Below are 22,678 nucleotides of genomic sequence, written 5' to 3' on the forward strand. Positions count from 1 at the left end.
GCCTGGTTACTGCTTAATCCTGCCAATGGGGCCCTCATACCGGCGCAGCCAGCCGATAAATTTCACTAAGTTTTTAACCATATATTCATGGTACTGCCGGCCCTTCTCCGGAGAAGCATGGCTTGAATCGGAAAAAGAACCGGTGGGAGCAAAAGCCTTCTGCTCCCTGCTGTTCCAGAAAATTTCTATGCTATCCCCGCCCTTGCCTAAAAGGTCCTTATGTGTAAATTCTGACATCAATGGTTCTAAGTTTACCTGCTCGCCAGTCAACTTTTCCTGCTTAATCAAATGTGGGTGTTTATACCAGACATGGGAAATTTCCAATTCACCAGCGTGATGTTCCACTGCATCTTTGATGTGGGCAATACCCCTGGCTAAATACATGGGATCAACTAAGGACAGAAACACATCAGGCAGCTCATACTGGTGCAAAGACCGGCACGCTGTTATAAGTCCTGCGTTGTTGGTTCCCTTGTGACCGTTAATTATTATGATCTTTTTAAAGCCATGCCTGGCGAGACTGCAGATAACGTCCTTGGCAACTTCCACCAACGTTTCGGTTCTTAATGAGATAGTTCCCGGAAAATCCAGGTGGTGGGGCGAATCGCCGAACCACAAGGGCGGCGTTACCAAGACTCCCGTTTCTTTAGCCGCATCCTCGGCTAAAGCTATGGCTGCATAGCTGTCTACTCCCAACGGTCCAGCCGGGCCATGCTGCTCGGTGCTGCCAACCGGAAACAGAATGATATCATCGCTTTTTAAGTATTCTGCCACATCCTCCCAGGTCAGTTCTTGAAGCCAAACAGACTTTAACTTGGCCATATGTAAACTACCTCCTCACACAAAAATTAATAGTATTCCTATCGGATTTATTGATATTATAAAACAAAAAATTAATGCAGACAAGTAAATTTGTTTTGGGCAGCAAAAAACCCCTTGCCTGTGGCAAGAGGTTGTTCTGCCTAAAAAAATTACTCCACTGTAGCTTTGACTTCTTTCAAAACTTGATCATTTTGGTCAACAAAGATAAAAGTAAGCCTTCCTGTGCTGTGGAAATCATCTTTTTCTATCTTTACAGTATCGGTGGGATGGGTGATAGCTTGTGTTACGATTTGACCTTTTTCCGGGCTGATGGTTTGCACCCTGGCCCATACTTTATCTTTTAACTGGTAGATACCGGTAATTTTAATGTCATAACCGCCGGTCGGGGCTTCGCCCAGGTAAGCCCAGAGCAAGAGGTCGTCGTCGTAATCAAAACCTGGAATAGGCAGGGGCTTGCGGTCAATAGCTTCCGCTTTATCCTTGTTGATAATAACCGCAAAATCCATATCGGAAAAATATTTATCCCTATGCCAGTCTCCTTCTACCTCCCGCTCTCTGCTGCTGAATTCCTCGCGTTCAAAATCATACCAGCTGAAATCCACAGGCTTTGCCTCTTCATCAATTATAACGTCCCCATCCCTGTAGTCAACTTTCAGCCCCAGGACCTCTGCCAAAAACCTCAGGGGTACAAAAGTACGGTTCCCAAGTACTTCGGGGGGTATGTCTAAATCTTCATATACTTTGCCGTCAACTTTTATAATAACTTGTTTGACCAGTATTATTTCCACCTTTTTTCCGTCTCTGCTGACGGTTACTGTGCTTGTCTTAGCATCATAACCAACTTGGGCTCCTAAACTCGCTGATACTGCCCTTAAAGGTATCAGGATACGCCCCCCTTTATTAAGCGGAGAAACGTCAAACTTAATCACATTTCCGTTAACTTTTATATTCCCTTTAAAGGCTTTTTCCTTCTTTGCTTTAAATTGTTGCATCGTGGTTTTTTGAGTAAACGGCAATTTCAATTTTCCTTTGCCAGTATCAGTTTTTGTTAAAAACGGCTGAGAAGCAAATGCCAACAAGGTCGAGCTAAAGGTGAAAAAGACAACCAAAGCAGCAACAAATAATCCTTTTTTCATTTTAAACCTGCCTGTTGTTAAAGGCAGCTGCACCTCCCAAAATTTTTCTTTTCCAACCCGGGTTGTTTCCTTATATACTAAAAATTACGCAACTGCCATAGTTTTTTTAAGGGTTAGCTAAAAAAAAGCTCTCGTTTTTTACGAGAGCTAAGGTATAGCAAATTAATTTGTTACATTAACAGTTGTCCCGGTTGAATCACCGGTAGTATTTTCCCCGGTATTAACAGAAGCTTCCTCAGAAGTATCCTGTTGTTCAGCTTGATCCCCTTCATTTTGTTCTACATTTTGTGCGTCGCCTTCCTCTACAGCTTCCACTTCCTGAGCATCGGAAGCGTTTTCCTCAGATTCCCCGATTTCGATCTCACCTGTTTCTTCATCATATTCTACTTTTTCTCCAAAAATTTCAGCCAGGAACCTGAGCGGAACGAAAGTGCGGTTGCTGATTGCCTGGGCAGGAACATCCAACACGGCAGGCTCCCCGTTAACAGTTATTTTAGCTGAATCCATGTTCATCACTACAGTGATATCCCCTTTGATAATGGTGATTTGCTTGGATTCCGCCTCATAGGTTACCGTTGCACCCAGACTTTCCGTTACTGCTCGAACAGGGATCAAGGTCCGACCTTCCTTGATTACCGGAGGTACATCAAATTTGATGTTTTTCCCTCTGACTTTAATCTTGTCTTCCAATTTCTTTGCTATTTTTTTTGCTTCTTTTTGCGCTTTCTGTTCAGCCTTTTCTACGGCTTTAGCATCTTCTTTAACAGCTTTTTCCGCCTTTTCCTTAGCTGCTTGGACTTGCTCTTTAACCTTGGCTTGTGTTTTTACTTCGGCTTGTGTTTTTACTTCCTCTTTTGCTTTTAGCGCCATTTCAACCTTTACTTTGCTACCGGAACCGAGGTTTGCGCCGGTTGGTCCTCCGGCTGCAAAAGCAAATAAAGTGCCGGAAAAAGTAAAAACGGTTACTAAAGAAACAATCATCAAACTCTTCTTCATCATCATTACGCTGCCCTAACTCAAAGGCAGCACGCACCCCCTTTGTAGATTTAGTTTCTAAAAAAATCTTACATGAAATTTACAGCAACTTACCTCTTAGCAGATCAACCTCCTTCGGCAGCCCGGCTGTCTTGGCATTTTCCAAGATCCGCGGCTTTGCGTCCCGTCCTCGCGAACGGTTTGCCCTTTCGGGATTTCTTTGCTAAATATTACGCTTATTGAAAAATTTTTCTGGGGGTACTTTTTAATTATTTTTTCTTTTTTCGGCTTTTTCATCCAATTTTTGCACATAAACTAAAACTGCTGCTACTGCCTCATATAATTCAAAAGGGATCTCTCCCCCGATTTCCAAGCCTACCAGTGTCCTGGCCAGTTCCGGCTCGCTATAAACAGGGATATTTAACTCCCGGGCCTTGGCCAAGATTCGCTCCGCTAAACTTCCACAGCCGCTGGCAATCACTTTTGGGGCGGCATCCTGCTCCGGGTCGTATCTGAGAGCAGCAGCCATTTTTTTCGGTTTCTCCATAACCCACCTCTAAGCCCTGTAATCAATACTGCTATATTTTAGAATATCTGTCTCCTGCAGCGTTAGCTGGATAAACGAGTTCACCTCTCCCAAACGGTAAGAGACCTTGTTTATTTCGTATCCCAGTTGTCGAAGAGTTCCATCTAAATCTGGCCAGTTGGTTTGAAATAATTTCAGTCCAAGCTCATTTTCTGCATCCACTGCCAGATACAGTCCGTCCCGCCCTCTTCCCAACCGGACCCACAACTGGCCTAAATTGCGTGTATAAAAATGGAGCGCCACTATGCCATTTGGCAGCAGAAATTTGTTCTTTTTGTCTCCCTCCGCCCACAAATAGATTTCCCCGTGCTGTTCACCGTTTTGCCACCATAGACAGCTTAAACCCGGTTGGCCTAATTGAGTGGACTCCGCCTGGTTAATCAGTTTCAAAGCACGAGCCATCTCTTCCGGCTCGGTTTGCCCCAGCAGAAAGTCGGCAACTATTTGCCTTCCCTGTTGGTCCTCGGGCAAATTGGTAGCCTTGCTCCAAGCCCTTACCTGCAGATAGGCTTCTGCCTTGTCAGGAGATACACCCCTTAATTCCTGGCGCAATTCCTCCACTGTTTTGGCTGTTACAGGCAGGTTATGCGCCATCAAGGCTTTGACAATCTTCAGGTTCTCCGGGGTAGGGGCAAAACCCAAGGAATCAGCTGCTGCTTTTATGTTTAATTTGGCGTCCAAGGAAGCAGGGTTTTTGTCGCTGCCGATCCTGGTTTGCAGATAGCCTTCCGCCTGTTCAGGAGAAAGCCCCCGAATTTGCTGGCGCAGTTCCGCTGCTATTTTGGCATTCACTGGGAGGTTCCCTGCCAGCAATGCCTCCAACAACTTGAAGTTACCCGGGGATAACTTAGTTCCTGCAGCCACAACTGCCTCCCGGGCCGTAAAATTTGATAAGTCTTTTCCTTCTAATGCCGGTGAAGTAAGAACTTTTAACGTTACCCCTTCTGGACTTACCTGTACGGCTTCCAGCCACAGCACCTGTCCCGGCTGCAGTTCAACAGCCGCCTGGGCCGAAATCTTTGCGCCATTTAAATTGAGCACAATATCTGCCCCTTCTACCCGCTGCACCACGCCCCGGTATACTTGTCCTTGCCGTAAGGCAAGCAAATCAGCAGTCAATTGCCAACCAGCGGAGGTAATTCTCAACAAGGGAATTTGCATGCTCTCTCACCTCACGAACGCTTGCCAATGTATTCTGTTTTTTTGCGCTTCTTCCTGCCAAGCGCACAATAAAAAATCGCCCCAGGCTTAAGTGAGGCGATTCAGCTTGTAGACAAAGCCCGTATGTATTATTTCGCTCTGGACAAGCTCCTACGCCTTTGACCTTTGGCAAAGCCGCCAGCCTAGAGGAAACCAGTCCCGCTCCATAATACATGCGGGCTGATAATAGTTTGTCGACGGTCTGAATCACCCCGGGCTTAAGCGAGACGATTTCTTTGTTGAATTACGTAGTAGAGGTATGCAGCCAAACCCAGGTGAATAAGCAAAGATACTAAAAAGGTGCTGAATAAATACCAGTTGCTGTATTCCAACAGTCCCAATTGTAGATAAACATAATGGGACAATGTTGCCAAAACAGGCAATGCCAGAATAACCGTTAAATACGTCAAGGAAGTGCGGGAGCGCAAAAAGTAATAGGCAAAGCCAATTTCAAGAGGCAACCAGGTTAGGGCCTGAAATACCGGTATTCCTGCAATATACAATATGTCAATATTGCTGAAGGTCCATACCCCTAACACGGAGATCATAACATAAAGCAAAATCAGGCCAAGAACAGGCCCGGCTACTAAGCCGAACCCGAAATATTCGGCGATTTTCTCCCTGGGCACAAGTAGATACAGAGCCACAAAAGCTGTAATAAATAACAGCAGGCTGAGGTAAACCATAAGATCGCTCCTTTCAGTTGCTATACCTATAGTATAGGAGAAAGAGCGGGATATATACCTGCCGTCTTCCCGGTTACCTTCTTTTTGCGATAAAATTTAAGATTTTTCGATACACTTTGGTATTGACCATGCTTTCTGCCCGGGCTGCTATTTCCTGCAATAGGACTATTAAATCACCGCTGCCGCTCCAGTTTTCCAGCACAGCCACGCGGTTGGAATTTAAAATTAAATTAATAATATGGACCGCCAACAACACATCGTCAGCGAAACCAAGAGGACCCAGGAGGGCCTCGGGAAAAAAGTCCACCGGAGAAATGAAGTAGGTTATCCCAGCGAAGATTACGGCCTTATTTTGCGCTGGAATACGCTTATCCCGGGCTAGCCGCACCAACAGCATAAATAAGTCCGGGGCAAAGAGAATCACTTCCGCTGCCATCTTGCCTTTCCGCCCGCCCTTTTTTTCGGCCCAGTCGGAAATTTGCTTGCGAATTTTATCAAAAAAATCCTGGGCTTTTTTTAAATCTTTTAAAGTAACCCCTTCGTCCAGCAGCTCAACTTTCACCGGTTCAAAATCCCCGGTCTTTTTATGTTCGTCCTGCATCAACCCTCAGCTCCTTCCCGGGCAGCCTCCACTGCCTTTTCCCCATCTCTGTATTATTCATTATGCTTCTCTTCCAGGGACCAATACTCCTCCTGCAGCTAAACAACTTTCTCCGGCCGGCTGTACATGCTGCTACCTGCTATTATTTCAAAAGAAGATACATCATTAAACGGGAAGCGGCTTCAGGCGTACAAAAAGGCAGCCTCTCAAAGTCTGCCTTTTTGTTTAGCTTAGTTATGAGGGTAGTTCCTCAGGCTGAAGCTTTGCTCTCATACTTTACACCCTTTGAAGTGCGCTTAAACAGCTCCCGAAACTCCCGCTTCGCTGAAAGTGGCCATTTCCCTTAACAGTTTCAGGCTGGCATCAACCAGGTTCATGGCCAGTGCTGCTCCCGTTCCTTCCCCTAACCGCATGTGCATCATCAGCACCGGCTTAATGCCCAGTATTTCCAGCATTACTTTGTGCCCCGGTTCCTCGGAGAGATGAGAACCGAGCATGTACTGTTTAGAAAGGGGAGATAATGCTCCTGCTATCAATGCGGCAGCACCGGAAATAAAGCCGTCGATAATTACGGGAACCCGGTGAGCTGCGCAGTTCAGGATAACCCCCACCAGCCCGGCTATCTCCAATCCGCCTACTTTGGCTAATACCTCCAGCGGTTTGTCCGGTTCCGGCTTGTTAATTTCCAAAGCCCTTTCAATAGCTGCTATTTTTATTTTCATCCGCTCATCGTCAGCTCCTGTGCCCCTGCCGACCACTTCCGGCACCGGCAGCTGACTGTAAGCAGCTACAATGGCTGTGCTGGGAGAAGTATTGCCGATGCCCATTTCCCCTATGCCGATTAAACCTGCTCCTTTCTCGATAGCTTCCTCGGCTATCTCAATTCCCACTTCAACGGCTTGTACAGCTTCCTCCATAGTCATGGCAGGACCTTGGGCCATATTTTTTGTGCCGTAAGCCACTTTTCTTTTAATGATCCCCTGCACATCAGGCAAATCAGCAGCCACCCCGATATCTACCACATATAGCTCAGCTCCAACGTGGCGGGTTAAAACACTCATGGCAGCGCCGCCTCTGACGAAGTTCAACACCATCTGGGGTGTAACTTCCTGAGGGAAAGGTGCCACTCCTTCTTTGACAATCCCATGGTCTCCGGCCATCAGGATAGCAGCCTTTCGTGGCAGCTCCGGTATCACCTGGCCGGTGATGCCTGCAATTTGTCTGGCCATATCCTCCAGCACACCAAGACTCCCCGGCGGCTTGGTCAAATCATCCAGGCGAGCCTGGGTTTTTTTCATTACCTCCTCATCCAGGGGCTTAATTTTTTTCATCGTTCTTTCCAGTTTCAGCATGTGTAAACCTCCTTTGTAATATAGGGAAATATAAAAAGCAAAAGCCCCCAGCCTGAAATAAATTCAAACCGAGGACTTTACCATCATCCCGACAGATCAGCTTTTAGGCAGGTCTCCTGGCTTACAGATCATAATTTCCCCGCACCTTCCCAAAAGGCTGGTGCCTTTCAGTGGTATCCGCGGGTAACTCCCTGCTTACAGTGGCGGGACCGCTGCAGGACTTGCACCTGATTCCCTATTCTCCCATACGGGCACCTAAAAGCTTATATTAGTTTGTCATCTGGGGCAGATATATTCCACAAGAAAATATAATTTCCTGCCTGAATTTAAAAAAGTATAAAATATATTCTATAATTATTCTAAGAATGGGTAAAAATAAAATATTCAATTGCCTCAAAGGAGGGCTAATCTTGGCAGCTAAAAAAAATTATATGGAGCTAGGCAAAACACTGGTGCGCCTGCCCAACTATACTAAGCTGCTATATAACTTACTTAAAGAACCGGAGGTTCCGAAATTAAGTAAAGCATACCTGGGTGCAAGTGTTGCTTACCTGACCGCCCCTGTGGACCTCATTCCAGGCATTATCCCGGTTATAGGCCAGCTGGACGACCTTTTGATCGTACTGTCCGCCATAGAAAAGGCATTGCTCTCCTGCACCAGGGAAACTGCCGCCAGGCATTTGAATGAAGCATCCCTTACTATTGAAGAATTGGAGCAGGATTTGTTATTAATCAAATCGGCTTTAAGAGCTTCGGGAAAAACTTTTGTCAGAGCTACAAGCCGCATGGCAGCCGGAGGTTTAAAATTGGCTGGAAAAGCAGCCTTAAAAACGGTAAAGCATCTTCTTAAAACCAAATGACTTCTATAAATCAACTTTTCTGACTTCTTCCCCGGTCAGGCTCTCTACTATTTCCTTAATATTTCTTTTATTTATTTCAAGTTCCGGGGCTATTTCGTACAAAGGAACCATCACAAAAGCCCTTTCCATCATCCTGGGATGGGGTATGGTTAATAATTCATCTTCAGATCGAAAATCCCCATATAACAAAATATCTACATCTATAATCCTGGGCCCCCACTTGATTACTCTTTCTCTTTTTAATACTTTTTCAATAAAATTGCAGTATTTTAATAAGGAGTAGGGAGCTAAAGAAGTCTCGAGCTCAACTGCTATATTTAAAAACCAGTCCTGTTCTGTGTAACCGACCGGCTCCGTTTCGTAATAAGAGGAAACCTTAGTAACATTAATGTGCTCGTGATTTCTCAGCAGTTCTACAGCTTGATCGATATTTGCTTTTTTATCGCCCAGGTTGCTGCCCAGACTTAAATATGCTTTGACTTTCCTTGTCCGCTTAATGGTTAAGCCAAAATAATCAAAAATGCCGTTAACAGGCGCCTCTGGTTTCCTGATCTGCACAATCACTTCCTGCACTCTACTGAATTTGTTTAATATTAAATTGGCTATAGCTTCTGCCAAAGCTTCGATTAATTTAAACCTTTTATTTTCTACTACATTTTTCACCATCTGATATACATCGGCATAATTGACAGTCTCGTGCACATCATCGGAAATACCCGCCTTGCATAAATCCAAAAACAATTCAATATCCACGAAAAATTTTTGTCCTAAAACATTTTCCTCAGGTAAAACACCGTGATAACCGTAGAAGGCTAAATTTTTGAGCAATATTTTGTCCATTTTTATTCGCCCCTGACAATAGCATCGGCTACCTTTGCCGCACGCATATTTTCTTTCACATCGTGGACCCTAACTATATCTACGCCTTGGATAATGCCCATCACAGTGGTGGCCAAAGTGCCTTCTACCCTCTCCCCTGAAGGCAAATCCAAAATCTTCCCGATCATGGACTTCCTTGAAGTCCCTAAAAGTATGGGATGGCCTAAATCGTTTAATTCCCCTAATCTGGACATGACCAGTATGTTTTGTTCAGGGGTTTTGCCAAACCCAATTCCTGGATCCAGAATAATTTTTTCCCGCTTTATTCCTGCAGCAGTTCCCAGCTGTATGGATTTTCGGAAAAACTTACAGATTTCTTCTATAATGTCTCCCTGATACTCTGTCCCCTTTTGGTTATGCATAACAATGACTGGGACGCCGTATTTAGCTACCACCGAAGCCATTTCAGGGTCTTTTTGCATTCCCCACACGTCATTAATCATATGGGCTCCAGCGCGAAGTGCTTCTTCTGCCACTTCGGATTTATAAGTATCTACTGAAATGGGGACATCTATTTCTTTGACCAATCTCTGCACTACCGGCAAAACTCTTTTTAATTCTTCTTCAGCACTAACTTCATGGGCCCCCGGTCTGGTGGATTCTCCTCCTACATCTATTATGTCAGCTCCTTCTGCAACCATTTTTTTCGCCTGTTTCACTGCTTTTTCTAAATCTATAAACTTTCCTCCATCGGAAAAAGAATCGGGAGTGACATTTAAAATCCCCATAATGTAAGTGCGTTTACCCAGACTCAATTCATACCGTCCACACATTAAATCTATCCTGCGGTGCAAATTTAACTTAATATTTCTCATACTCATCACTGTCTCCCAAAATTAATTAAGGACATAGCTTCAGCCCTTGCTTTGGCATCTTTTTTAAATACTCCCCTAACCGCTGAGGTCACAGTTTTGGAGCCTGGTTTTTTTACTCCTCTCATAGTCATGCACATATGCTCTGCTTCCACTACTACGATTACTCCGTAGGGCTCCAATTTCTCCACCAAAGTATCGGCAATAGTTGAAGTAAGCCTTTCCTGGAGCTGGGGCCTTCGGGCAATAGTTTCCACCACTCTTGCTAACTTGCTGAGCCCGGTTAACTTTCCCCCTTTAGGCAAATATCCCACATGGGCCAGACCAAAAAAAGGTACCAGGTGGTGCTCGCACATTGAATAGAATGGAATATCTTTCACTAAAACCAGTTCTTCATGCTGCTCTTCTTGAAAGTAAATTTCCAAATGCTTTCCCGGGTCTTCTTTCAACCCTGAAAAAATTTCTTCATACATCCTTGCTATACGCTTTGGAGTATCAACCAAACCTTCCCTGTCAGGATCTTCACCAATAGCTTCCAAAATTTCTCGCACAGCCTGCTCAATTCTTTCCTTGTCCACTGCTACGCCTCTTTTCCCTGTTTAATTTAATGGAAATTCTCCTCTCTCCCAATGCTCTAAAATGCCACCAAAGGGTTTTAAAACATAAGTTAAAATATCCTCCAAAATTGCAATTTTCCGGTCCAAAGCTTGCTCCGCAAGAAAACTTGTGCATAATTGAAAAAGCTCTTGGTCAGTTTTACTGATTGAGTCCAGCACTTTTTTATCTTTGGGCACCCAGATGTTATTCAATTTAAAATAGGAAACTAACACTTCTTTGAAAAGGTTATTAGCCAGAAAAGCAGAATTAATTGGGTCACATCTTCTGTTCATGAGATCTACCCAGGACTGGTATAAACTAAACCTGAGACAGCGGATTTCAGTTTTTTCCAAAGCTCTTGGTCCCAGGCTGTATATCCTGGCAGCATTTTTTAAAATATCGTCCAGCTCATCTCCTCTTTTAAAAATAATTTTGTAGTGAGCAAGAGCACTGAGCAACCAGGGCCATTTTTCCTTCAAGCCGGCCTTTAATAAATCCAGCGAAATATACGATAGATCGAACTTAACGTTTTCTATTTCGTATACTTCCCTCTCATAGCTATGACTTTTTGCAGTAATTACTAAAAAGTCCAAATCATTTAAATGCTGAAGTTCATCCTCGCCTGCTCTTGCCCCGGCACCAATCAAGAGTATGCCCTGTACCTCCTCTTGCCCCATAAGTTTTTTAACCTCTTTTCCAAATACTTCGTCAACTGTCATTGGCCGCACCCGAAAAAGCAAGGTAATATCGATTGAAATAAAAAAATAAACACCTTTTTAGTACATACGTAGAGTACCTCTACAAATGTAACAAAAAGATGTCTTTTACATAAGTAGCGGACGCAGTATCATATCGCGGGTTAACCCTTCGTTTAAAGGCAACATCCCATCCTTTAACACTTAACGTATGATACCTACTCTACTTTATTATTTTTCCTTGATTATACAACTGCCAATAATAACTTGTCAAATTTAACTCAATTTTGTCAGCTGCCATTTTGTAAAATCACGTCTTCTTCAGTTACTGCAACATGCGGTGTGTCTTTTATCAAAACTGTGAGCTCAGTTTTGGCGGTGGAGGTGTTAAGATTCATTGAAGAAGAGCTATCCCCCGATTGCCTGGTGAATTTGATGGACCAGTACTCCCCGGCCCATGACGTCTACGAATACGAAGAAATAGCGAAAAGACTGAGCGCCGCTGAATTTAAGGAAGCGCTGCATTTCGCCAAGAAGTTGGATTTAAGGTCAACAGATTAAAATTATAAGTTGATCTATCTTTTATTTATAGCCTGGTTCGGGGCTAACAAGCGCGGACTTCGGCTAATATACCGCTTATACAGATACGATACCACAGCGGCTACCGGCTGCTGAAAGATCATGGCCAGTGTTATGGGCACTGCTACCGCAGGCGGAAAATATGCTAAAGCCAGGAGTGAACCAAAGCTGATATTCCTCATGCCCACATTGTAAATCATAGCTGAAATAATGTCAGAACGGCGTTCCTTTACCGCAAATGAACCTAAGTAGCCTAAAAAATAGCCACTCACTACAAGTAGTAAAACAACCAGCAACAATTTAATCAAGGAAATGTTCCAATTTATTTCTGAAGCAACCATGGCGGCATTAAGCAAAATAACTAAAAAAAGTGCCGCTTTGGAGGTGAATCCGCCAACCGACTTACTAAAATCAGCGAACCTTCCCTTTGTAAAATCATTTACCAGCATGCCTGCCACGCTTGGGATCGTTACCATAAACAGCAACCGCCAAACCAGATCCCCATAATCGATATGGATCACTTGTCCAACCGCCAGAAGAAAAAAAGTTGGAAGTATAACCGGAACAACTAATGTGTCCAAGGTTACCACCACCAGGGCCAGGGGAACACTCCCCTCAGTCAGCGATGTCCAAATGATGGAAGTCACTGCAACAGGAATGCTGGAACTAATTAGGAAACCTAAGCGCATCAACGGGTCATGGGGATAAAAAATTAACCCTACTATCCAAGCTACTATGGGAGCACCACCGTGGATTAAAAATAACATCCATAAGGGGGTCCATGGCTTGTTTAAAACTTTAATAAATTCTTTAAAACTTGTTCCGAGAGCGGTAACAAATGTCATATACGCAAATAGCCCTATTGCAACTTTTGTTATTACAGGCGATTTGGGAAGAGATAGATTAAACCCTAGCAGCAACGCCGATAGCACGACATAAAACATGCGTTTGCCAAGCCAATTGTTCCAAGTGGTGAAAGTTTGCAGCATAACGTGCCTCCGCTTGTCTCCATATTATCCGCTTAAGGCGCAAAGTAGTTGTATTAATTGTTGCTGTATGAAACACTTCGCATCACCATAGCTTTAATCATATCCAAATTGAAACATTAATTCAATACCTTGCGTTCCCAGTGACTTACAAATATACCTGCACCATTACGTTCAAAACTCCCGGTAAGAGCAGTAAAGAAAAAACACACCGCGACATCCTGTTTTAGAGTGCAGGATATTTCGGTGTGCCGGTATCCACTACCTTATTGATCCCAACCCAAGCTTCTTGTGCAGATTTTCCAATGCAATTTTTTTAAGAGTTTCTTTGTCCGGTCCAAAAATTATCACCGTCATATTCAGATTAAATCTTGTAATAATGGACTCTTGCCAACCGGGTGAAGAATTAATATTAACTTCTTTTCCCGTTGAGGCCAGCCACAAATTCAATGTTGATTCACTTGAAGTAAAAGTTTTTATGTGGCCTATGAAGTAATGATTTTCTGCCGCCCATTGAATTAAGTCTTTAACCCAGGCTGCTAAGCAGTTGGTCAGCTCGCTGCCTGAAATTCCTTTCTCAAGTTGAAGCGCAAGAGAATGAGAAAAAACTCCTGGCTCTTCGTTCGAATTCTCATGTGAATGTCGGCATGTATGGCCGCTATTTTCAGCACTATTCATTGATCCCCACCACCTTCTCCCAAACACTGTCTTCTACATTTTGATTGGCAGATACTTTATGGATTTGAGCCTTGGGATTAAGTTCCGTTACACGGTTTTTTACATATGTTAATTGTTCTTCTGTTACCAGATCTGTTTTATTAATAATTATAATATCCCCATCAGTTACCTGCGTCTTTGCAAGTACGGGAGTCGCAGCATAATACTCCTCCCAACGTTGGGAATCTACAACAGTAATTGTTACAGCATTATCTATACTCTTGCTATGTCTACCAATAGTGTTTAAAATTTTACCGGGATAAGCCAATCCGGTGGACTCCACAATGACCCATTTGGGATTAATTTTTTCTGCTATATCATTTAAGGCAAGTGTTAAACTAGCGGTCAGTTGACAGCAGATGCACCCTGCAAACATTTCTTTTACAGTAAAGCCGCTGGTTTCTATCACTTTATTATCAATCCCTATCTCCCCAACTTCGTTTTCAATTATAACCAGCTCAGTTTTTTTGGCTCCTTCCTTTTTCACCAGGAAATGGGCCAGGGAAAGTATTAAACTTGTTTTTCCCGAACCGAAAAAACCCCCAAAGAGTATTAAATTCACCTGGAACACCAACCTTTCGTGCAAAGGGATTAACCTGATTCTAAGTAAATTTCCTTTCTTTTATCTTAAGTCCTGTGTAAGATCTCCCATTCGGTTGTACTTTCTAGCAAATAACAAATCCCTAATAATCTTGCACACAAGAAAACCGCTCTTTTCCGGTCAGGAAAAATGAGCGGCAATCGTTTTTTACTGTGCAAAAAGGGCTTCGGAAATTACCGAAACCCTTGCTTTCTTTTTGGTGGAGATAAGGGGAGTCGAACCCCTGACCTCTTGAATGCCATTCAAGCGCTCTCCCAACTGAGCTATATCCCCTTATTTACTTTGTTCGTGTCACCGACAAAATGTATTGTAGCATATACTGCATGGCAATGCAAGTGCAAAATTGACGTAAATTTTTACCGCATAAGAGCAAGACCGTTAGCGGTTTGAAACCCGCTAGCGGCCTACGCTTTTTAGCTACAAACTTCCAGGGCTGTTAACGCATAAATTTGGGCTGCTTTAAAGAGCTGCTCTGTTTCGACAAACTCCACGGCAGCATGGGCCTGAGCGATGTCCCCGGGACCAAAAACCACAGTTGGTATTCCTGCCCTGGATAAGTGGGCACCGTCAGTCCAGTAGACTACTCCTTTCACCACAGGCTCTTTGCCAAGTTGTTGGCGCACCGCATGGCCCAGAGCCAGTACCAACGGGTGATCCGACTCTATCTCCATGGGCCCCCTGCCCAAGGTCTCCGGCTGCTGGATGATTTTCGCCTCCAGCTCCGGATCCTCTGCGTGCAGCCCATCGATGACAGCCTGCAATTCGCTAAGCACCTCTTCCAAGGTTTCTCCCGGAATCCAACGGCGGTCCAGGGAAAACCAGCAGGAGTCAGGTACAATATTGTTCAGCACTCCCCCCTCAATACGACCGATATTAATAGTCGGAGAACCCACCAAGGGGTGAATACGCTGCTTCAGCCGGGGTACCACCCCTGTCTCGATGGCCTGGATGATTTTGGCAGCCTTGGAAATAGCATTGATCCCGTTTTGCGGCACACTGCCATGGGCTGCTTTGCCTCTGACCTCAATTTTTAACCACTCCATGCCCTTATGGGCAGCAGCTATCTCCAGGTTAGTAGCTTCACCAATAATGGCCATATCAGTCTTGATGCCTTTTTCTACCAGAGCCCTGGCACCTTCACTGGTATTGGGCGACTCCTCGCCAACAACCCCGGCAAAGCGCACATCCCCGGAAAGCTGCACGCCGGCCCGTTTTAAGGCAGCCATAGCAACCAACATGGCTGCTACTCCACCCTTCATGTCTGCAGCGCCCCGCCCGTAAATTTTGCCTTCGGCGAGATAGGCCTCGAAAGGTTCAATTTCCATGTTGTGGGGAGGCACCGTATCTATATGGCCACAAAAAAGCAGGCTCCTTCCTCCTGCTTTTCCAGGCAGGGCAGCGTAGACATTGCTCCGTTCTTCGAAGATTTCCTCCGTCGCGGCAGTGATGCCTTCCCTCTGCAAAAAATCTGCAATAAACCGGGCTACCTTAGTTTCCACTCCAGGAACGCCATAGTAGCTGGGAATCCGGACTAATTCCTGGGTTAGCGCTACGACCTCCTCCCTTTTAATCTCCTGCAAAACCCGCTGCTGTAAATCCACTTTCTCCACTCCTATACATGTCATGTAATCTAAATGTTAGTCGCAGCTACCAGCTATCGCTGACGGCTGCAGGCTGATGGCTGATAGCCTGCGGCCAGCCTTACCCAAACAATTTCCTGCCTAGCCAAGTATGCTGTATTTGCACTGCTTGTGCCGGACATAATTCTTGGCAGCAATAACACCGGATGCACCGTGCCAGGTCAACCTCCGGCCTGTGGTCTACGAGCTTCACTGCTTGAGGGGGACAGTTTTGTACACAATCACCGCAACCGACGCACAGTTCATGAATGAATACCGGCTTAGGCCGTAAAGCTTTTTCTAAAGGCGCAGCGAGAAAATCCGGGAGGTTGGCTCCCAGTAATCCCTTATCTGCCTTAAAGGTAGCCAGCGGGAGTTTAAAATCCTTTACTATGGGCCATTCTTTTTTAGCCAGTCCCAAAAGCTGAAACTTGTCGCTGCTTCCGGCAGTTAAACCCCTATCCATGGCACAGGCAATTACGGGAACTTGCTGCGGAACCACACCTACTAACTCGCTGCCGACTACATCCAGGGCAAAAGGATCGGCGCTGGCTAAAATAACGCCAACGGGACGGGGCCTACCGCCTGTAGGCCCTTCACCTTCCATGCAAACTACCGCATCCAAAATGCTCAGCCTGGGTTTAACACACAGCGCTATATCAACCAGAATTTCCGCAAAATCCTTAATTCGCGGCATTTTAACGTGGTACTCCGCTTTGACTAAGCCGGGGACCGCACCAAACATATTTTTTACAGCTCCCGTCAACAGTGTCAACCCGTGAGTTTTCAGCTTAGGCAGGGAAATCACAACATCTGCTTTTAACACAGCCTCCATTACCCTTAAACTTTTGATGATTTTGCCTTCGGGGCAGGGAACGGTGGCTTCGGAGGTGTTAAAGTTGAGCTCTGCCCCCGTCCGTTCGGCCACCGCTGTTATGCCACATTTGTCGTAAGCCCTCTGCAGCATTTTAGAGTTAAAAGGACCTCCGGGGCTGTCGGCGAGAATGACTTTGGCCCCTGCCGCCTGGAGTATCCGTACAACCCATTCCAGGATTACCGGGTTGGTAGTTGCGGCGTGCTCCGGACTTTTGGGCATAACCAAGTTCAATTTTACCAGGACTTGTTGCCCAGGCTTAACTATGCTCTCTATTCCGCCCAGCAAACCCAGCGCTTCTTCCAGGCTCTGGCGAACCTGCACAGGCCGGTAATCAGGGCAATTGACCACTGCTACGCTTGGCTGCAATGTATCCTCTACTCCTCGGCCCCAAAATATAGTACTCCTTGATGAGATTCAGCTTAACCTTCTTCACAACAATTGTCAAATGTTTGCTGTCCTGAAAACTCTTGCATTTATGTTGTAACACTCCCACAGCTTGAATTCATACTGTCTTTTTATTTGTTGCCATTTTCAAGATACTCTTGCTAAAAATGTAATTTTAACTCTCGATTTTTTCAGTTGACCTGTTTCATAAGTTTAAACTATCAACCTTATAGCCAAATTGAATTATACAAAACCGCTTGCCGTTGTTATAATTAAGTCAGCGTAAACCTTGCATTTGTTTTGAAATGATTGAAATGAGTCGTTTTTGCCAAAACGCTCCGGATTAACAAGCAGCCCGCTCCATCGGCTGCAAATTTTTTACCATTTTAGCCTATTTCGCTTTTCAGCAGCACGCTTTTAAACTAATCCAGCCGGTTAACGGTTATTCTATCCTCGCTGTTAACATACAGTTTATATTTACCTTCTCCCCATTTTACACTTGCTTGCACCGCCTGTTGCCGGTCGGGCCGGTCATTGGTATCCGGCATCTCTGTGTCCCGCCTTGGCTGTCCGCTGATTTGCCAGTCTACATTGCCAAAGAGCATTTCCCCGGACCGGGTTTTGGCCCGTACTTCCAGGTTGGCTTGGCTGGAAGCGGCAATCTCCACAGGGCTTCGGGTATTTACCATCCAGTCGGACCGAATCCCCTCCGCAGCAATCTCCAGGCTGCCAAAGCCATCATGCGCGATTTCCACCGGGATATCTGCCGGCAAAATCAGCCTATACTCTGCGCCGGTGGCACCGGGGTTGAAATCCCTCTTCCTCGGCAGATCCCTTAACTCCACATACAGCGTATCTCCAACGGTCCTAAGCAGGATAAAATCTTCACCTGATAGTTTTTTAGCTTCCACTTCATTTTTGGCAAAAATATTGGCATCCCCATAAGCTACCAGTTCCCGGGAACTGCTAACCGCTAACTTTAGCTGCGCGCTAGGGGTATCCACACGGATCTTTTTTACTTCAGCCGGGACCACCAGCCGCGCTTCCGGAAACAAAACCGTGTATTCCCTGGACATGACCATTTGGCTTACCCTGGGCAAAAATCCGGTAGCAGTTAAAGCATAAAAGCCCAGCCCGAACATTGTAAGAAAAAGAACCAGCAGTATGCTTGCAAAATCATATTTAATCTTCGGATGCTCTTCCTTGGAAAAATGAATGTAGGCCAGGATTTCACAACCCAAGAGAATGAAAATTACCGGCCACCAGGTTGTTACAGCCTCAACAACAGCATATTGTTTTATTTGCGCCACTAAAAGGGCTATGCCAACGGCAATCAGAAGTATGCCCATCGAAAAGGTACCCACACGCCACTGCCGCATTGTTTTTTCCTCCTATACCTCGGGATTTTTGCTGCCCGCCAGCAGTTTTACACCCCCTGCGATAAACAGGAAGGCAATGATGCCGGTTTTAAGCAGCTCTAGAATTTGCCAGTCTAGAAAAGGGCTAATTAGTTTTTCAAAAATAATCAGGCAGCCAACAAAAATCAGCAGGTAGCCAAGATATTTCGGGTTTCCCAGCGGCCAAAGCTGTTGTCCCGTTGCCACCTCTTCTTGTCCCTCTTTCTCTGCTTTAAACTGCAGCGCATCAAAAAAGCTGTAGAACCAAATGACCGGCAGTGAAAAAAAGAATATGCTTAAATGCAGCCAATCCAGCAGGAAAAGGGACAGGAAAAAAGCGCCCATGAGCTGCAGCCCTTCCCTTTTCAGCCCCCAGTACATGTGCCCCGCCCCGGGAATGGCGGAAAAAAGCAGCGCCCAGCCTTTGCTCTTTTTGCCCTCCTGGAGGCTGTCGTTAAATTCGCTAAAAATGGAACGGTCCTCTGCTGTTTCCTGCCGGTTTATTGCTTCACACTGTTTCCAAGCGTCAAACAAGCTGTAAAACCAGACAATAGGCAGTACAATCAGCAGTGCTAAAAATTCTTCTTTACGAGTCAAAACTCCAAAGAATACCACAAAGGTTAGCCAGCCAAAGAAGGCCAAAATAAATGTCAGGCCCCGGTTCATCAGCCCCAAGTAAAAATGTCCAAGCCCGGGAATAAAAGAAAAAATGGCTGTAGCGAATTTGCTTTTTCTAATCACTGTTTTCCCTCCTTGTTTTGCCCGATTAACATATCCAGAAAACCGGTGGTCTTAGTAATCAAACCCGCGGACCAGTTGGCAGGGATGCGCTTCTCCAGCCGGTTCTCCCAAATTGTATACTTTGCCACTTTAGGTGAAACTTGGCCGGCAAGCAGATCAAATATTCCGCTAAACATTAACATGAAAGTAATGCATGCTGCCGCCACATAGTAGGTAAACAACCGCAAACGGTATGAGGGCATTATCCTGAAATTGTTTTTTTGCTGAAGTTTGGTGGACAACTGTCCCAAGCGGGTCAACACTCGCGATGTGAACCCAGGGGTCAGGGTGGCAGCCGCTTTGGCCACTTCCGCTTCCGTAAAAGTCTCCAGGTAAACCTCCAGGCAACTGTCACAGAGGTACAAATGCTCTTCCATAGCCAGGAGCCGGTCGGCATCCGGTCCGCCTGCTTTATATTCCTGCCATTCTTCCCTGCTGTAATGTTTCATAACTTTCCCTCCTGCCACTGCTTTTTCAGCAGCTGTTTTGCCCGGTAAAGTCGTGATTCCACTGTTTTAACCGTAGTCCCTTGGACCCTGGCTATTTCAGCGTAGCTTTTGTCTTGAAAATAATACGCAACAAGGGTCTCCCGGTAGATAGGAGGAAGCGCCCTGCATATCTTTTCCACCAGCCGCTGCTTTTCTTTCCGCAGCAGGCTTTCCTCCGGCCCTTCAAAGATTGGCTCCCCTCTCTCAGGTATCTCCCCAACATAGTCAATCAGTTCCTCAGCCCGTCTTCTCGCCTTTTTCCGCTTCCAGTCTATGGCCTTATTGACAGCGATTCTGGCAACCCAGGTTTTAAAGCCCTCGTGCCGGTACTGGGCCAGGGAACGGTAGACCTGCAGCAGCGTTTCCTGCGCAACATCTTCTGCCTCTCCTTGGTCCTGGATTATGGGCAGAATCACAGCCAGGATGTAGGGGCCGTAGCGTTGGACTATGCCGCTGAAAGCCGCCTGGTCCCCTGCCAAAACAGAAGCAATTAATTGCTCGTCGGTAATCTCGTTCCCCTCCCTTCCCGTTATTATAGACGCATTCAAGTGCAAAAACCCTGCAGATTGCTGAAATTATGTTGCTGCTAAATATATGAACAGGCTGTTGCCAAAGTTTTACTTTGGCAACAGCCTGTTGCGACACTCTCATTACAACCTGGTTGACCCTGCATTAGAGCCGCTTTTGAATCAGTCAAACAGGTCTTCAAACAAATCTAAAAACCCATGTTTCTTTTTCTTGCGGTGACGACCATAATGACTTTCATCGTGGTAATGTTTGTTTGGTTCATAATACTCATGTCCGTTACTTACTTCATTAGCGCCGCCGAATTCCCTGGCCAAGGAAATAACTTTCTCCAGTTCGCCCCTGTCAAGCCAAACACCTTTGCAGTTAAGGCAGGCATCAATCAAAACACCGTATTTAGGGGTTTCCTTTAAAGGAGAATGGCATACCGGACATTCTTTGCTCATTTTCCACAAAACCTCCTCAGTGGTTTAGGTTGGTAGACACACCAAACAGCTATGTTCATTTTAACAATTTTCCATAAATTACGCAAAGTTTCTTGCCTATTTAGCATGTCAAAAAAAATTCCAGAACAGCTTGTTCTGGAATTTTTAGGTAATATCGTTTGTTTTATTTTCTGGCCACGGCTTTTTTAGCCGCCTCAGCTATGTCTTTGGCCGTCAGTCCGTATTTAACAGCCAGCTCTTCCGGAGGTCCCGATTCCCCAAAAGTATCTTTTATTCCCACCATCTCCATAGGTGTAGGCCGGTTTTGGGCTAACAGTTCAGCCACGGCGCCTCCTAAGCCGCCGAAGATCTGGTGTTCCTCAGCGGTGACAACAGCCCCGGTTTCAGCCGCAGCCTTTAAAACTGCCTCCCGGTCCAGAGGCTTTACGGTATGCATGTTGATCACCCGGGCGGAGATGCCTATTTCCTTTAAACGGTCATGGGCCAGCAGCGCTTCGTAAACGATAGGACCGCAGGCGATAATCGTCACATCGGAACCTTCTTTTAAAATATTGGCTTTGCCGATCTCGAAGTAATCCTCTTCTTGTGTAAAGACGGGAGTAGCCTCCCTGGCGAAGCGAAGATAACAAGGGCCTTGGACAACGGCCACCGCCATTGTTGCTTTTTTCGCCTCGATGGCATCACAGGGAACTATAACCCTCATATTTGGTAAAACCCGCATCAGGGCAATATCTTCCAGGGCCTGGTGGGTTGCCCCGTCCGGACCCACGGAAATACCGCCGTGAGCGCCGGCAATCTTCACATTCAGATCTGCATAGCAAACTGTTGTCCTGATCTGGTCCCAGGCCCTGCCGGCCACAAATACTCCATAGGTAGTAACAAAGGGTATTTTTCCGCCTAAAGCAAGACCAGCCGCTGTGCCCAGCATATCCTGCTCAGCAATACCTATGTCAAAAAACCTGTCGGGAAACTCAGCGGCAAACCAATCAGAACGTGTAGACTTGGCCAGGTCCGCATCCAAGACTACCACATCAGGATTTGTTTTCCCAAGCTCGAGCAACCCATGTCCATATCCATCCCTATTGGGCAGCATCTTTACGCTCATTAGTTCTCCCTCCCGTAAATTTCTGCTAAAGCTTTTTCCAACTCTTCCCTGTTCGGAGCTTTGCCATGCCAACCTGCCACATTTTCCATAAAGGATACTCCTTTGCCTTTCACTGTGTTGGCAATGATTACGGAAGGTTTGCCTTTGCACTGCTTTGCTTCTTCATAAGCGGCCAGCACTTGGTTAAGGTCGTGACCGTCAATCTCAATCACATGCCAGTTGAAATCCTCCCACTTTTTAGCCAGAGGGGCAATACCCATAACTTCTTCAACCTTGCCGTCAATCTGCAGGTTGTTGTAGTCAACTATAGCACAGACATTATCCAGCTTATAGTGGGGGGCAGTCATCATCGCTTCCCAGATTTGGCCTTCTTGCAGCTCACCGTCGCCCATCAGACAGTAAACCCGGTAGTCCTTGCCGTTTAGTTTCGCGGCCAGGGCCAACCCGTTGGCAATGGATAACCCCTGCCCCAAAGAACCGCTGGAACTCTCCAGGCCGGGAAGCGCCTTGTAACTGGGATGGCCTTGCAGCCTGCTGCCAAGCTTGCGCAAGGTCAAGAGCTCTTCCACAGGGAAATACCCGGTGCGGGCCATCACCGAATAAAGCACGGGGCAAACATGGCCCTTGGAGAGAATAAAGCGGTCCCTGTCAGGCCAGCTTGGGTCCTCAGGACGGTGTTTTAGAACATTAAAGTACAGGGCGGTCATCAGCTCTACAGAAGAAAGGCTTCCACCAGGATGCCCCGAACCTGCTTCTGCAGTCATGCGCACGATATCAGCCCGGACATCTTTGCATATTTCCTTGAGCTTTTCTACACTTTGCGGACTCAATCCATTCCACTCCTTTTTACAACAATGCAAATTCAACGGAATTAATTATAGCATAAAATACCAAAAATGTTACGCCATATAGGAAAAATAATTCAAAGGCACAGCATAAATATGGCAATCATCGGATTAGAATGTTATTTACT

The 22,678-nt window shown here is 45.7% G+C and carries 26 protein-coding genes, 1 tRNA gene and 3 riboswitches; of the genes, 2 read left to right on the forward strand and 25 right to left on the reverse strand.

The window, feature by feature from the left end:
* Positions 1–6: 6 nt before the first annotated feature.
* From EYS13_RS08655 to cobT, 8 genes are all read right to left on the reverse strand, one after another.
* A complete protein-coding gene (locus EYS13_RS08655; protein WP_227761823.1) occupies positions 7–822 on the reverse strand; it encodes a creatininase family protein in 816 nt (271 codons plus the stop codon).
* Positions 823–971: 149 nt separating this feature from the next.
* The gene (locus EYS13_RS08660) at positions 972–1,958 is read right to left on the reverse strand and encodes a stalk domain-containing protein (RefSeq protein WP_227761825.1); all 987 of its coding nucleotides are present in this window, start codon (positions 1,956–1,958) and stop codon (positions 972–974) included.
* Between the two features lie 162 nt (positions 1,959–2,120).
* Positions 2,121–2,960 (reverse strand): copper amine oxidase N-terminal domain-containing protein, encoded by an 840-nt coding sequence (locus tag EYS13_RS08665; protein WP_227761826.1) that lies wholly within the window; start codon positions 2,958–2,960, stop codon positions 2,121–2,123.
* A 107-nt stretch (positions 2,961–3,067) separates the two neighbouring features.
* Positions 3,068–3,149, reverse strand: a riboswitch (cyclic di-GMP riboswitch).
* A 49-nt stretch (positions 3,150–3,198) separates the two neighbouring features.
* Positions 3,199–3,480 (reverse strand): EscU/YscU/HrcU family type III secretion system export apparatus switch protein, encoded by a 282-nt coding sequence (locus EYS13_RS08670; protein WP_227761827.1) that lies wholly within the window; start codon positions 3,478–3,480, stop codon positions 3,199–3,201.
* Between the two features lie 9 nt (positions 3,481–3,489).
* Positions 3,490–4,680, reverse strand: coding sequence for a hypothetical protein (locus tag EYS13_RS08675; RefSeq protein WP_227761828.1), 1,191 nt, complete (start codon positions 4,678–4,680; stop codon positions 3,490–3,492).
* Between the two features lie 257 nt (positions 4,681–4,937).
* Complete coding sequence (locus EYS13_RS08680; protein WP_227761829.1) at positions 4,938–5,405, reverse strand: hypothetical protein; 468 nt, start codon at positions 5,403–5,405, stop codon at positions 4,938–4,940.
* A 73-nt stretch (positions 5,406–5,478) separates the two neighbouring features.
* On the reverse strand, positions 5,479–6,006 hold the full coding sequence (locus EYS13_RS08685; RefSeq protein WP_227761830.1) for a YkvA family protein: 528 nt from the start codon (positions 6,004–6,006) through the stop codon (positions 5,479–5,481).
* A 296-nt stretch (positions 6,007–6,302) separates the two neighbouring features.
* The gene (gene cobT, locus EYS13_RS08690) at positions 6,303–7,358 is read right to left on the reverse strand and encodes a nicotinate-nucleotide--dimethylbenzimidazole phosphoribosyltransferase (protein WP_227761831.1); all 1,056 of its coding nucleotides are present in this window, start codon (positions 7,356–7,358) and stop codon (positions 6,303–6,305) included.
* A gap of 89 nt (positions 7,359–7,447) precedes the next feature.
* Positions 7,448–7,632, reverse strand: a riboswitch (cobalamin riboswitch).
* A 136-nt stretch (positions 7,633–7,768) separates the two neighbouring features.
* On the opposite strand from cobT, the gene EYS13_RS08695 reads away from it, so the two are divergent.
* Positions 7,769–8,218, forward strand: coding sequence for a YkvA family protein (locus tag EYS13_RS08695; RefSeq protein ID WP_227761832.1), 450 nt, complete (start codon positions 7,769–7,771; stop codon positions 8,216–8,218).
* 3 nt (positions 8,219–8,221) lie between these two features.
* Here EYS13_RS08695 and folK read toward each other — a convergent pair whose 3' ends face one another.
* The 4 genes from folK to EYS13_RS08715 are packed head-to-tail and all read right to left on the reverse strand — an operon-like array spanning position 8,222 to position 11,225.
* Positions 8,222–9,058 (reverse strand): 2-amino-4-hydroxy-6-hydroxymethyldihydropteridine diphosphokinase, encoded by an 837-nt coding sequence (gene folK, locus EYS13_RS08700; protein ID WP_227761834.1) that lies wholly within the window; start codon positions 9,056–9,058, stop codon positions 8,222–8,224.
* A 2-nt stretch (positions 9,059–9,060) separates the two neighbouring features.
* Positions 9,061–9,912 (reverse strand): dihydropteroate synthase, encoded by an 852-nt coding sequence (gene folP / locus EYS13_RS08705; protein WP_277998182.1) that lies wholly within the window; start codon positions 9,910–9,912, stop codon positions 9,061–9,063.
* A gap of 5 nt (positions 9,913–9,917) precedes the next feature.
* Positions 9,918–10,487, reverse strand: a complete 570-nt coding sequence (gene folE / locus EYS13_RS08710) for a GTP cyclohydrolase I FolE (RefSeq protein ID WP_227761836.1) — start codon at positions 10,485–10,487, stop codon at positions 9,918–9,920.
* A 21-nt stretch (positions 10,488–10,508) separates the two neighbouring features.
* Positions 10,509–11,225 (reverse strand): hypothetical protein, encoded by a 717-nt coding sequence (locus EYS13_RS08715; RefSeq protein ID WP_227761837.1) that lies wholly within the window; start codon positions 11,223–11,225, stop codon positions 10,509–10,511.
* Positions 11,226–11,337: 112 nt separating this feature from the next.
* Positions 11,338–11,429: riboswitch (THF riboswitch) on the reverse strand.
* 156 nt (positions 11,430–11,585) lie between these two features.
* Here EYS13_RS08715 and EYS13_RS08720 point away from each other — a divergent pair.
* Positions 11,586–11,762 carry a hypothetical protein gene (locus EYS13_RS08720; RefSeq protein ID WP_227761839.1) on the forward strand — a complete coding sequence of 59 codons (177 nt, stop codon included), beginning with the start codon at positions 11,586–11,588 and terminating at the stop codon, positions 11,760–11,762.
* A gap of 14 nt (positions 11,763–11,776) precedes the next feature.
* Here EYS13_RS08720 and EYS13_RS08725 read toward each other — a convergent pair whose 3' ends face one another.
* From EYS13_RS08725 to EYS13_RS08785, 13 genes are all read right to left on the reverse strand, one after another.
* Positions 11,777–12,769, reverse strand: a complete 993-nt coding sequence (locus EYS13_RS08725) for a bile acid:sodium symporter family protein (RefSeq protein ID WP_227761841.1) — start codon at positions 12,767–12,769, stop codon at positions 11,777–11,779.
* A gap of 258 nt (positions 12,770–13,027) precedes the next feature.
* Positions 13,028–13,444, reverse strand: coding sequence for a hypothetical protein (locus EYS13_RS08730; RefSeq protein WP_227761844.1), 417 nt, complete (start codon positions 13,442–13,444; stop codon positions 13,028–13,030).
* Entirely contained in the window at positions 13,437–14,045 is a 609-nt protein-coding gene (locus EYS13_RS08735; protein ID WP_227761846.1) for a CobW family GTP-binding protein, read from the reverse strand. The genes EYS13_RS08730 and EYS13_RS08735 overlap by 8 nt, the downstream gene beginning before the upstream one ends.
* 236 nt (positions 14,046–14,281) lie before the next feature.
* A tRNA-Ala gene (locus EYS13_RS08740) sits at positions 14,282–14,357 on the reverse strand.
* A 140-nt stretch (positions 14,358–14,497) separates the two neighbouring features.
* The gene (locus EYS13_RS08745) at positions 14,498–15,685 is read right to left on the reverse strand and encodes a M20 family metallopeptidase (protein ID WP_227761847.1); all 1,188 of its coding nucleotides are present in this window, start codon (positions 15,683–15,685) and stop codon (positions 14,498–14,500) included.
* Positions 15,686–15,785: 100 nt separating this feature from the next.
* Positions 15,786–16,946: a DUF362 domain-containing protein gene (locus tag EYS13_RS08750; protein WP_227761849.1), complete on the reverse strand. Its 1,161-nt coding sequence runs from the start codon at positions 16,944–16,946 to the stop codon at positions 15,786–15,788.
* A gap of 440 nt (positions 16,947–17,386) precedes the next feature.
* Complete coding sequence (locus EYS13_RS08755) at positions 17,387–18,343, reverse strand: LiaF transmembrane domain-containing protein (protein WP_227761851.1); 957 nt, start codon at positions 18,341–18,343, stop codon at positions 17,387–17,389.
* A gap of 12 nt (positions 18,344–18,355) precedes the next feature.
* Positions 18,356–19,102 carry a hypothetical protein gene (locus EYS13_RS08760; protein WP_227761852.1) on the reverse strand — a complete coding sequence of 249 codons (747 nt, stop codon included), beginning with the start codon at positions 19,100–19,102 and terminating at the stop codon, positions 18,356–18,358.
* Positions 19,099–19,590 (reverse strand): hypothetical protein, encoded by a 492-nt coding sequence (locus tag EYS13_RS08765; RefSeq protein WP_227761854.1) that lies wholly within the window; start codon positions 19,588–19,590, stop codon positions 19,099–19,101. The genes EYS13_RS08760 and EYS13_RS08765 overlap by 4 nt, the downstream gene beginning before the upstream one ends.
* Complete coding sequence (locus EYS13_RS08770; RefSeq protein ID WP_227761855.1) at positions 19,587–20,177, reverse strand: RNA polymerase sigma factor; 591 nt, start codon at positions 20,175–20,177, stop codon at positions 19,587–19,589. Before EYS13_RS08770 ends, EYS13_RS08765 begins: the two co-directional genes overlap by 4 nt.
* A 141-nt stretch (positions 20,178–20,318) precedes the next feature.
* A complete protein-coding gene (locus EYS13_RS08775; protein ID WP_227761856.1) occupies positions 20,319–20,600 on the reverse strand; it encodes a TFIIB-type zinc ribbon-containing protein in 282 nt (93 codons plus the stop codon).
* Positions 20,601–20,763: 163 nt separating this feature from the next.
* Complete coding sequence (locus tag EYS13_RS08780) at positions 20,764–21,705, reverse strand: transketolase family protein (RefSeq protein ID WP_227761857.1); 942 nt, start codon at positions 21,703–21,705, stop codon at positions 20,764–20,766.
* Positions 21,705–22,535: a transketolase gene (locus EYS13_RS08785; RefSeq protein WP_227761858.1), complete on the reverse strand. Its 831-nt coding sequence runs from the start codon at positions 22,533–22,535 to the stop codon at positions 21,705–21,707. Before EYS13_RS08785 ends, EYS13_RS08780 begins: the two co-directional genes overlap by 1 nt.
* Between the last annotated feature and the right edge of the window lie 143 nt (positions 22,536–22,678).

The organism is Zhaonella formicivorans (assembly GCF_004353525.1).
In the GTDB taxonomy this organism is placed as follows: Bacteria; Bacillota; DUOV01; order DUOV01; family Zhaonellaceae; genus Zhaonella; species Zhaonella formicivorans.